This is a genomic window from Cryobacterium sp. TMT4-10, from assembly GCF_004403275.1.
Classification (GTDB): domain Bacteria; phylum Actinomycetota; class Actinomycetes; order Actinomycetales; family Microbacteriaceae; genus Cryobacterium; species Cryobacterium shii.
On record NZ_SOGU01000028.1, the window covers coordinates 26,679 to 37,025 of the forward strand.

Annotated in this window: 7 protein-coding genes; 5 read left to right on the forward strand and 2 right to left on the reverse strand. The window is 69.5% G+C overall.

What is annotated here, in order from left to right; genetic code table 11:
- Positions 1 to 78: 78 nt before the first annotated feature.
- The 3 genes from fdhA to fdhD all read left to right on the forward strand — a co-directional run bounded on the left by fdhA (position 79) and on the right by fdhD (position 3,407).
- Complete coding sequence (gene fdhA / locus E3T42_RS04045) at positions 79 to 1,293, forward strand: formaldehyde dehydrogenase, glutathione-independent (RefSeq protein WP_134367113.1); 1,215 nt, start codon at positions 79 to 81, stop codon at positions 1,291 to 1,293.
- Between the two features lie 120 nt (positions 1,294 to 1,413).
- A complete protein-coding gene (moaA, locus tag E3T42_RS04050; protein ID WP_134402496.1) occupies positions 1,414 to 2,532 on the forward strand; it encodes a GTP 3',8-cyclase MoaA in 1,119 nt (372 codons plus the stop codon).
- A 5-nt stretch (positions 2,533 to 2,537) separates the two neighbouring features.
- Positions 2,538 to 3,407 (forward strand): formate dehydrogenase accessory sulfurtransferase FdhD, encoded by an 870-nt coding sequence (gene fdhD, locus E3T42_RS04055; RefSeq protein ID WP_134367109.1) that lies wholly within the window; start codon positions 2,538 to 2,540, stop codon positions 3,405 to 3,407.
- A 13-nt stretch (positions 3,408 to 3,420) separates the two neighbouring features.
- Here fdhD and E3T42_RS04060 read toward each other — a convergent pair whose 3' ends face one another.
- Together E3T42_RS04060 and E3T42_RS04065 are read right to left on the reverse strand one after the other, a co-directional pair.
- Positions 3,421 to 3,975, reverse strand: a complete 555-nt coding sequence (locus E3T42_RS04060) for a dihydrofolate reductase family protein (RefSeq protein ID WP_134367107.1) — start codon at positions 3,973 to 3,975, stop codon at positions 3,421 to 3,423.
- A 248-nt stretch (positions 3,976 to 4,223) separates the two neighbouring features.
- A complete protein-coding gene (locus E3T42_RS04065; protein ID WP_134402497.1) occupies positions 4,224 to 6,527 on the reverse strand; it encodes an FdhF/YdeP family oxidoreductase in 2,304 nt (767 codons plus the stop codon).
- A gap of 307 nt (positions 6,528 to 6,834) precedes the next feature.
- On the opposite strand from E3T42_RS04065, the gene E3T42_RS04070 reads away from it, so the two are divergent.
- Together E3T42_RS04070 and E3T42_RS04075 are read left to right on the forward strand one after the other, a co-directional pair.
- Positions 6,835 to 9,018 carry a glycosyltransferase gene (locus E3T42_RS04070; protein WP_241975819.1) on the forward strand — a complete coding sequence of 728 codons (2,184 nt, stop codon included), beginning with the start codon at positions 6,835 to 6,837 and terminating at the stop codon, positions 9,016 to 9,018.
- Positions 9,015 to 10,328, forward strand: coding sequence for a glycosyltransferase (locus E3T42_RS04075; RefSeq protein WP_134402498.1), 1,314 nt, complete (start codon positions 9,015 to 9,017; stop codon positions 10,326 to 10,328). Before E3T42_RS04070 ends, E3T42_RS04075 begins: the two co-directional genes overlap by 4 nt.
- The last annotated feature ends 19 nt before the right edge of the window (positions 10,329 to 10,347 follow it).

Below are 10,347 nucleotides of genomic sequence, written 5' to 3' on the forward strand. Positions count from 1 at the left end.
TAGAGACACCCATGCACTCTCGCGCGACCGCAGTGGCCGCGCCACGAGGAAAGCAATCAGGAACTAGGAAGGTACTTCATGACTGGAAACAGAGCAGTTGCCTACAAGAGCCCAGGCGTCGTCGAGGTCATCGACATCGACTACCCCACCTTCGAGCTGAAGGACGGGCCGGGCGTGAACCCGGCCAACGTCGGTCGGAAGGTGCCGCACGGGGTCATCCTCAAGACCGTCACGACGAACATCTGCGGCTCGGACCAGCACATGGTCCGCGGGCGCACGACCGCACCGATGGACCTGGTGCTCGGCCACGAGATCACCGGCGAGGTGGTCGAGTGCGGGCCCGACGTCGAGTTCATCAAGGTCGGCGACATCGTCTCGGTGCCGTTCAACATCTCCTGCGGCCGTTGTCGCAACTGTAAGGAGCGCAAGACCGGGATCTGCCTCAACGTCAACCCGGACCGCCCGGGCAGCGCCTACGGCTACGTCGACATGGGCGGCTGGGTCGGCGGCCAGGCCGAGTACGTGCTGGTGCCGTATGCGGACTGGAACCTGCTGAAGTTCCCGGACCGGGACCAGGCGCTGGAGAAGATCATGGACCTCACCATGCTCTCCGACATCTTCCCGACCGGATTCCACGGCGCGTACAGCGCCGGAGTCGGGGTCGGGTCGACCGTCTACGTCGCCGGCGCCGGACCGGTGGGCCTGGCTGCGGCGGCATCCGCTCAGCTGCTCGGGGCCGCCGTCGTGATCGTCGCCGATCTCAACGAAGAGCGGCTGGCCCAGGCCCGCAGCTTCGGCTGTGAGACCATCGACCTGCGGAAGGGCGAACCACAGGACCAGATCGAGCAGATTTTGGGTGAACCCACGGTCGACTGCGGTGTGGATGCCGTCGGGTTCGAGGCCCGTGGCCACGGCAAGGACGCGGGCACGGAGCGCCCGGCCACGGTGCTCAACTCGCTGATGACGGTCACCGCCGCCGGTGGCGGCCTGGGCATCCCGGGGCTCTACGTCACCGGTGACCCGGGCGGGGTGGACGAGGCGGCGAAGGTCGGCTCGCTGTCCATCCGGCTGGGCCTGGGCTGGGCCAAGTCCCTCTCCTTCACCACCGGTCAGTGCCCGGTGATGAAGTACAACCGGGGGCTGATGATGGCGATCCTGCATGACAAGGTGCAGATCGCCAAGGCCGTGAACGCCCAGGCGATCAGCCTGGACGATGCCCCGCGCGGGTACGCCGAGTTCGACGCCGGCAAGTCTGTCAAGTACGTGCTGAACCCGAACCAGTACATCAAGTAACCGCGCCCCACCAAACGGGAAACCCGGCCGGCGGTTCGCCCCGGCCGGGTTTCGCGTCCCGGGGATTTCTCACCGTCCCGGCGACCTTTTGCCGCTCGGGGCGGCAGTTAGTGTGGAGACATGACCGGAGTCGACATCACCGCACTCGTTCCCCGCTACTTCAGTGCCCTCACCGACATCCCGGTCGCCGTGGAACAGCCGACCGGTCTGGTCACCGACCGGTACGCCCGCCCGCTGCACGACCTGCGCATCTCGGTCACCGACCGGTGCAACTTCCGCTGCGTCTACTGCATGCCCAAAGAGGTCTTCGGCAAGGACTTCGCGTTCATGGACCGCGATGAGCTGCTCTCCTTCGAGGAGATCACCCGGCTGGCCCGGATCAGCGTCGCTCACGGGGTCGAGAAGATCCGCCTGACCGGCGGCGAACCGCTGCTGCGCAAGGGGCTCGAAGAACTCGTCGCGATGCTGGCCGCGCTGCGCACCCCGGACGGCCGCGAAGTCGACATCGCCCTGACCACCAACGGTTCCGTGCTGGCGCTGAAGGCCCAGGCGCTGAAGGATGCCGGGCTGCGGCGGGTGACGGTGTCCCTGGACTCGCTCGACGACGCCACCTTCAAGGCCATGAACGACGTGAAGTTCCCGGTCGCCAAGGTGCTGCACGGCCTCGACGTGGCCCACTCGGTGGGCCTCGGGCCGATCAAGATCAACATGGTGCTGAAACGCGGCCAGAACGACCAGGACATCGTGGCCATGGCCCGCCATTTCAAGGACACGCCCTACATCCTGCGTTTCATCGAGTTCATGGATGTCGGCTCCAGCAACGGCTGGGAGATGGGCGCGGTGGTGCCCTCCTCCGAGGTCGTGGCACGCATCAACGCCGAGCTGCCCCTGGAGGAGGTCTCGCCCAACTACAGCGGCGAGACCAGCCGGCGCTGGCGGTACCGCGACGGCGGTGGCGAGATCGGGGTCATCTCCAGCGTCACCCAGTCGTTCTGCCACTCCTGCTCGCGGGCGCGGGTCTCCACCGACGGTAAGCTCTTCACCTGTCTGTTCGCGACCGAAGGGCACGACCTGCGGGCCCTGATGCGCGGCGGCTGCACCGACGAGCAGCTGTCCACCGTGATGGCGCAGATCTGGCGTGAGCGCACCGACCGCTACTCGGAGCTGCGCAGCTCGCAGACCGGGGGCCTGCGGGCATCCGGCAAGAAAAGAATCGAAATGTCCTACATTGGCGGGTGACTGATTTGAGCAGAATCACGGTGCGGCGCAAGGTCGTGCGGCTGACGGTGGGCCAGAACCCCACCACCAGGGAAGACGTGCTGGCGGCCGAAGAACCGTTGGAGATCCGCGTGAACGGCCGTTCGCTCGCCGTCACGATGCGCACCCCCGGCAACGACTACGACCTGGCCGCCGGGTTCCTGGTGTCGGAGGGCGTGATCACTCGGGGCGAGCACTTCTTCACCGCGCGGTACTGCGCCGGCGCCACCGACGACGAGGGCGAGAACACCTACAACGTGCTCGATGTGTCGCTCGCACCGGGTGTGCGGCCGCCGGACCCGAGCCTGGAACGCTCGTTCCTCACGACCAGCTCCTGCGGGCTGTGCGGCAAGGCCAGCATCGACGCCGTGCGCACGAAATCGTCGTTCCCGGTGGCGGAGGACCCCCTGCGGGTCAGCGCGGAACTGCTCATCACCTTCCCCGACGCGCTGCGGGAAGCGCAGGCCGTGTTCGAGAAGACCGGCGGCATCCACGCGGCGGCCCTCTTCGACGGCGCCACCGGGCGGATGCTGGTGCTGCGCGAGGACGTCGGCCGTCACAATGCGGTCGACAAGGTCATCGGCTGGGCGCTCAAGGAGAACCTGCTGCCGCTCTCCGGCACGGTGCTGATGGTGTCGAGCCGGGCCAGTTTCGAGCTTGCGCAGAAGGCGATGATGGCCGGAATCCCGGTGCTCGCCGCCGTCTCCGCGCCATCGTCGCTGGCCGCGGAGTTCGCGGCCGAGGTCGGGATGACCCTGGTCGGGTTCCTGCGTGGCGACTCGATGGTGATCTACGCCGGGGCCGAGCGGATCGACAGCGAAAGCGCCGCGCGCAGCCGGGCGGTCATCGCGGGCTGAGTCGGCTCGAAGCTCAGCGCACGACCGAATAGCGCTCCTGGATCATGCCCCCGCTGATCTGCCCAGCCGAGAGGGTCTGCAGCCGGATGTCCGCCGGGAGCGCCCCGGGAAGAGCGCCGAAAAGCGGGATGCCGTCGCCCAGCAGCACCGGGATCCGGGTGATGACCAGGTCGTCGACGAGGTCGGCGGCCAAACAGGCCCGCACGACCTTGCCGCCGTCGAGGTAGACACGGGCGGCTCCCGCCTCGTTGAGCACGGACACCGCCGCCGCGAGCGTGCGCACGACGCGGATGCTCTGGCCGTCGGTCGCTGCCTGGGTGGCCGGCATCAGCGTGCTGCTGAGCACCAGCACCGGTGTGCTGCCGTAGGGCCACCGGTCGAAGCTGAGTACCTTCTCGTAGGTCGCCCTCCCCATCAGGAGATGGTCGACGGATGCGAAGAACTCGTCGTCGCCGGGCGTCTCGCCGGGCGTGTCGGTGAGCCAGTTGATGTCGCCGTTGCTGCGGGCGATGAAACCGTCCACGCTCGTCGCGATGAAGACGTGGCCGGACCAGCTGCGTTGCTCCATGGGCACCTCCGTGTGCGGTCAGTCCAGCCAACCTAGCCTCGGTCGGGCCAACCTGGCCTCGGTCGGGGCGCCCTGTGTTCGGCCGGGCCCCCACCCGTAAGGTGTTGCCGCCCCGCGTCCCGAACGAATTCGACGGAGATTTTGGCCAAATCGGCCCTGGCAACCCCAGAACAGCGGTTTTAGCCGAGAATCTCCGTCGAATTGGTTCAGCAGCAGCACCGCGCTGTGACGGTGAAGGGCGCGCTCGGCTAGGCGGGCACGGTTTCGTGCGGGATGAACCGCACCGACATGGCCTTGTAGCCGGGGGTGTTCGACTCGCGCGCCACGAGCTCGCGGTGCACCAGGGCGTTCGCCTCGGGGAAATAGGCCGCTGCGCAGCCCCGCGGGGTGGGGTAGACCACCAGGCGGAACTCGTTGGCGCGGCGTTCCTCGCCCTGGAAGGTGCTGATCACGTCGACCATGTCGCGGTCCGTGAACCCCAGTTCGGTCACGTCGTCCTCGTGGATCAGGATGACGCGGCGGCCGCCGGAGATGCCGCGGTACCGGTCGTCCAGGCCGTAGAAGGTGGTGTTGTACTGGTCGTGGCTGCGCATCGTCTGCAGGATCAGGTGCCCGGGCGGCGGCGTCAGGTACTCGAGCGGGCTGACCGTGAACCGGGCCCGGCCGATGTCCGTGGCGAAGCTGCGGGTGTCCCGCGGCGGGTTGGGCAGCACGAACCCGTTCTTGGTCTTGAGGCGCGTGTTGAAGTCCTGGAAGCCGGGGATCACCCGGGAGATGCGGTCACGGATGACGTCGTAGTCGTCGGCCATGGCCTTCCAGTCGATCACGTGGTCCTCTCCGAGGGTGGCGCTGGCCATCCGGGCGACGATGACCGGCTCGGCGAGCAGGTGTTCGGAGACCGGGTCGAGGCGCCCCTGCGTGGTGCGCACGACCGACATCGAGTCCTCGACCGAGAGCACCTGGCGTCCGCCCGGATGCTTGTCGTCGGTGTCGGTGCGCCCGAGCGTCGGCAGGATCAGCGAGGTCCGGCCGTGCATGGTGTGCGACCGGTTCGGCTTGGTCGACACGTGCACGGTGAGCCCGACCCGCTGCATCGCGGTCTCCAGGGCCACGGTGTCGGAGCCGGCGAGGACGAAGTTGCCGCCCATGGCGACGAACACGTCGACGTCGTCGTTCTCGAACGCCGCAATCGTGTCCACCGAGTCGAGGCCGTGCTCGCGCGGGGCGTTGATGCCGAATTCCGTGTCCAAAGCGGCGAGCATCGCCTCCTTCGGCTTCTCCCAGACGCCCATGGTGCGGTCGCCCTGCACATTGGAGTGGCCGCGCACCGGGCAGGCGCCGGCGCCGGGCTTGCCGAAGTTGCCCTGCAGCAGCAGCAGGTTGATGATCTCCTTGAGCGTGTTCACCGAGTGCGGCTGCTGGGTCAGGCCCAGCGCCCAGCAGATGATCGTGGCCTTGGAGTCCGCCATCATGCGCGCCACGGTGGTGATCTGCAGCACGTTCAGGCCGGTGGCCTTTTCGGTCTCGGCCCAGTCGATGCTCTTGCGGGCCGCGCGGTAGTCCTCGAGGCCCTGCGTGTTCGCGGCCACGAACTCCGCATCCACGACGGATCCGGGCACGCGCTCTTCCTCTTCGAGCAGCAGGTGGCCAAGGGCCTGGAACAGGGCCAGGTCGCCGCCGACCTTGATCTGCAGGTACTCGTCGGAGAGGGCGGTGCCGTCGCCGATCAGTCCGGACACCGACTGCGGGTCCTTGAAGTTGAACAGCCCGGCCTCCGGCAGCGGGTTGACGGCGACGATCTTGCCGCCGTTGTCCTTGCACTCTTTCAGGGCCGACAGCATCCGTGGATGGTTGGTGCCGGGGTTCTGGCCGACGACCAGGATCAGCTGGGCCTGGTGGAGGTCCTCGAGGGACACGGTTCCCTTGCCGATGCCGATGGTCGGGTTCAGTGCGCTTCCGGAGGATTCGTGGCACATGTTGGAGCAGTCGGGCAGGTTGTTCGTGCCGATCGAGCGGGCGAACAGCTGGTACAGGAACGCCGACTCGTTCGCGGTGCGGCCCGAGGTGTAGAAGACGGTGCGGTCGGGCACGGTGGCGCGGATCTGCTCGCCGATGAGTTCGAACGCGGCGTTCCAGGAGATCTGCGAGTAGTGCGTGTCGCCGGGACGGATGACCATCGGATGCGTGATGCGGCCCTGGTTGCCCAGCCAGTACTCGGTCTTGGTGGCGAGTTCCTCGATCGAGTGCTCGGCCCAGAACGCCGGGGTCACGGTACGCAGGGTGCTCTCCTCGGCGACGGCCTTCGCGCCGTTCTCGCAGAACTCCGCCGTCTTGCGGTGGCCCTGCGACTCCGGCCAGGCGCAGCCGGGGCAGTCGGTGCCGTCGCGCTGGTTCAGCCGGAGCAGCGCCTTGGCCGTGCGGCCGACGCCGGCCTGCGCGATGCCGCGTTCGAGGGCGACGGCGACGGCCTCGACGCCGGCCGCGGACTTCTTCGGCTTCTTGACGACCAGGTTGTCTTCGTTGATGTCGTCGATCGGAGCGCGTCGTGTCATTCCTCCATCCTGCTCCCTCCGGCTCGCGCTGCCGGCAAGGGTCCCGGGTGATTCCCAGCCGGATCAGCAGCAACTGGTCAGGGATATGGCGTTTGATGGGTTCGTGGAATGATGCTGGTCTGCATCCGGTTAGACACGTAGGTGCCCGGCCAGGCCTGGGAAGACAGCCCAGGGGAGCTCGACAGCCGACAGCTCGACAGCCGACAGCTCGACAGCCGACAGCTCGACAGCCGACAGCTCGACAGCCCAACAGACTCGACAGCCCAACAGAGAGGCAACCGTGGGGACTCATACGACGTTGGACACGATGCGGCAGAGCAGGTCGATCCTCGACGGCATCCGCTGCGCGGACAACCTGACCATCGCCGCGAGCCGGGACGGCGGCGTGCGCGCGGTGCGCCTGCTCGCCCAGGCCGCCCTCGATGCCGGAGACCAGCTCACCGCCATCGCCGCCATCCACTCGCTCGGCCAGGTGTTCGACGAATCCGCCGACGAAGTCCTGGTGTCCCTGCTCCTGCACGACTCGCCCTTCATCCGGGAACACGCGGCCTGGGCGTTCGGTGCCCGCCTGCCCCGCTTCGACGCGCTCGCCGGGCTCCTGACCATGGTCGTTTCCGGCGGATTCTCCGGCATGATCGCGCAGCGCACCCTGGAACAGTGGAGCTCGTCGGTTCCCGAGCATGTGGCTCTCGCCCTGGAGGGCGCCCTGATCGGAGTGCACGAGCCCGCCGCCCGGGCCCGGCTGGTCGAGACGATGGGACTCACGGCCGGCCGCATCGCCGAGCGCCTGCTGCGCCGCGTCGCCGTGGACCGCGCCGAATCGGTGCCCGTGCGTGCGACCGCGATCGCCGCCCTCGGCGACCTCGGGCCGAACGAGGCCAGCATCCGGATCGTCAGCGAGCTGTCCCAGGGGTCCGACGAGCTCGCGGATGTCGCCAGGCTCGCCCTGGTCGACCTGACCGTGCCCACCTATCCCCGCCCGCCCTGGAGTCAGGGCCTCACGGTGGCACAGCTCTTCCTGCACGCCGACATCGACCGGGAGCTCAGCCAGGTCGGGTCCGGTGATAACGGCGGCATCGCGACCCTGCTGGTGCGCCTCGGCGACGCCCTGGTCGCCGGGCCGGCCGGGTCGCCCGTCGAACGCGTGCTCACCCTCTCGCGGGGTGACCACGCCGCCGGGCTCTCCTGCCTGTCCGAGGTCGGCTCGACCCTCGCCGGCCACGCGTTCGCGACCGTTCCGTTCCTGGGTGACCCGGTGGCATCCGTGGACGCCTGGCCCCGGCGGATCGAGACGCAGCGGGGCATCCGTCGCATTCTGCGTGCGGCGGGTTCCGTCGACGCGATCCACCTGCGGATGGCGGACATCGGCACCCTGGCGGCGTCCACCGTCGCCCGGGAACTCGACATCCCGATCGTGTTCACGGTCGCGCCGGACCCGCACAGCGTCATCCATTCCCTGGACACGTCCGGGGTGCTGACCCGGGCCAACTTTGGCACGGTCGACGAGACGGAGCACTTCTGGTTCCGGGCGCGGCTCGTGCAGAGGCTGGCCGCGGATGCCGCGCACACCGTGCTCTTCCCCCGGCCCGACCTGCAGCGCGACATGCGCGACCTCGTGGGCATCGACATCTCGCAGCATCCCGAGCGTCACTCCGTGATCGCGGAGGGCATCGACCTCGCGGTGATCGAGCGGTCCCTGGCGGATGCTGCGGGTGCTGCGGGCGCTGCTGTGGCGGCCGCGGATGTGGCGGGCGCGGCATCCGTATCGGACGGCGCCCCGGCGGTGGCCGAGCTCGACGCCCTGCTGGCCACCCTGCCGACCAGCCGACAGGGCCTGCCCCTCGCCGTCACCGTCGGCCGGCTGCACCGGGTGAAGGGCATGGCGACGCTGGTGGAGGCCTGGGCTGCCGACGCGGGCCTCCGAGCGAGCTGCAACCTGCTCGTGCTCGGCGGCGACCTGAACGCGCCCTCGTTCGACGAGCAGGGGCAGCTGGACTCGATGGCCGCCGTCGTGCCGCTGGCGGACGCGGCCGGGCACGGGCTGCTGCTGGCCGGGCACCGCACCAACGACACGGTCGCCCGCTGGCTGGCCGCCGCGCGCTACGGCCGTCCGGGCCTGGCTGCGCCCGGCGGCGTGTACGTCTGCGCGAGCATGAAGGAGGAGTTCGGCATCGCCCTGCTCGAGGCGATGGCGTCCGGGCTCACTGTCGTGGCCCCGAACTCCGGCGGACCGGCCACCTACGTCGAGGAGGGAGTGACGGGGTACCTCGTCGACACCGGCAACCGGGCGGCCCTCTCCGCCGGGATCACCGCGGCGCTGGTGCTGGCCTCCGGGCCGTTCGGGCCGGAGTACGCGGATCGCGCCGGGGCGATGGTGGCCGGCTCGTTCACCATCCAGGCCATGGCCGCGACCCTGTCCCGCGTCTACCGGGACGTCTCCGATGCGTCCGACGCGGACGAGCCGACTGACTGGGCGCTGAGCGCCTCATGACGCTGCTCATCATCAGCCCGGACTACGCGTCCCACCTGTTTCCGCTCGCCACGCTCGGCACAGCCTGGTTGGAGGCGGGCGAACGCGTGGTGGTGGCCAGCGGCCCCGCCACGGCCGACATCGTGACGGCCTTCGGCTTCGAACGGGTGAACTTGCAGCTGGGCCGCGGCTCCAACCCCGGCACGATCCGCGCCGAAGAACAGCCCAAGGGCGAGGACGACGCCCTGCGCGGGTTCTTCGACGCCACCCGCCGCGGCATGGTCGACACCCTCCGCTTCCAGGCCGAGGCCCGCAGCAGCGACCTGCTCTGGAACCCGGTGGAGGTGGCGAGGGAGGTGCAGCGGATCGTCGCCGAGGTGCGCCCGGACCACGTGATCGTCGACCACCTGGCGTTCAGCGCCCGGCTGGCCCTGCTCAGTGCGGGGGTGCGGCATGCGGACGTCGTGATCGGGCATCCGTCTGCCCTGCCCGTCGGCGACGAGGTCTACGGCTACCCGCCCGAGTGGCCGGACGCCTTCTCGCCCGAGCCCGCCGAGCTCGACGCGCTGCACCACACCTGCGAGGACGTGCGCGACTCGTTCACCCGCCAGTGGAACGACGCCCTCCTCGCCCTCGACCCGTCGATGATCCCGAGCACGGATGCGTTCCAGGAGGCCGGCGACATCCTGCTGCTGAACTATCCGGCCGAGTTGCACGACCCGAAGCGGGCGGACCTGTTGCCTCCGCACGCGTTCCTCGGCTCCGCCGTGCGCGCGGAGGCCGTGGACGACGAGGTGAAACGGTGGCTGGCGGTGGAGAGCGACCGGCCGATCGTGTACGTCAGCTTCGGCAGCTTCCTGTCGGTGCGGACCGACGTGCTGGCCCGCGTGGCCGAGGCGCTGGCCGCCCTCGACGTGCGGGTCGCCCTCGCGACCGGGGCCTCCGACCCGGCCGAGCTCGGCCCCGTGCCGGACTCGTGGCTGGTGCGGGGCTTCCTCCCGCAGGTGACGGTGCTGCGGCACTCCGCCCTGGCGGTGACGCACGGCGGCAACAACAGCGTCACCGAGGCCATGACCTCGGCCGTGCCGCTGCTGGTGCTGCCCTTCTCAACGGATCAGTTCGCCGGGGGGGCGGCGATCGAGCGGGCCGGTTTCGGGCTCGCCCTGGCGCCCAACACGGCGACGGCCGAGGAGATCCGGGTTGCGGCGGCGGCGCTGCTCGCCCTCCACGGCGACGCCCGGCTGCGGCTGGACCGGCTCGGCGAGTCCCTTGCCTGCGGGGCCGGGCCGCGGCGCGCGTATGCCGCGCTGCGGGCGGTGCCCGCGCTCTGAGCCGCCAACGCGCTGGCCG

Excerpts from the sequence above, each read along its gene's own strand:
- E3T42_RS04060 (WP_134367107.1), bottom strand. The coding sequence starts at position 3,975 with ATGGAGCAACGCAGCTGGTCCGGCCACGTCTTCATCGCGACGAGCGTG.
- E3T42_RS04075 (WP_134402498.1), top strand. The coding sequence starts at position 9,015 with ATGACGCTGCTCATCATCAGCCCGGACTACGCGTCCCACCTGTTTCCG.
- E3T42_RS04070 (WP_241975819.1), top strand. The coding sequence starts at position 6,835 with ATGCGGCAGAGCAGGTCGATCCTCGACGGCATCCGCTGCGCGGACAAC.
- fdhA (WP_134367113.1), top strand. The coding sequence starts at position 79 with ATGACTGGAAACAGAGCAGTTGCCTACAAGAGCCCAGGCGTCGTCGAG.
- E3T42_RS04065 (WP_134402497.1), bottom strand. The coding sequence starts at position 6,527 with ATGACACGACGCGCTCCGATCGACGACATCAACGAAGACAACCTGGTC.
- moaA (WP_134402496.1), top strand. The coding sequence starts at position 1,414 with ATGACCGGAGTCGACATCACCGCACTCGTTCCCCGCTACTTCAGTGCC.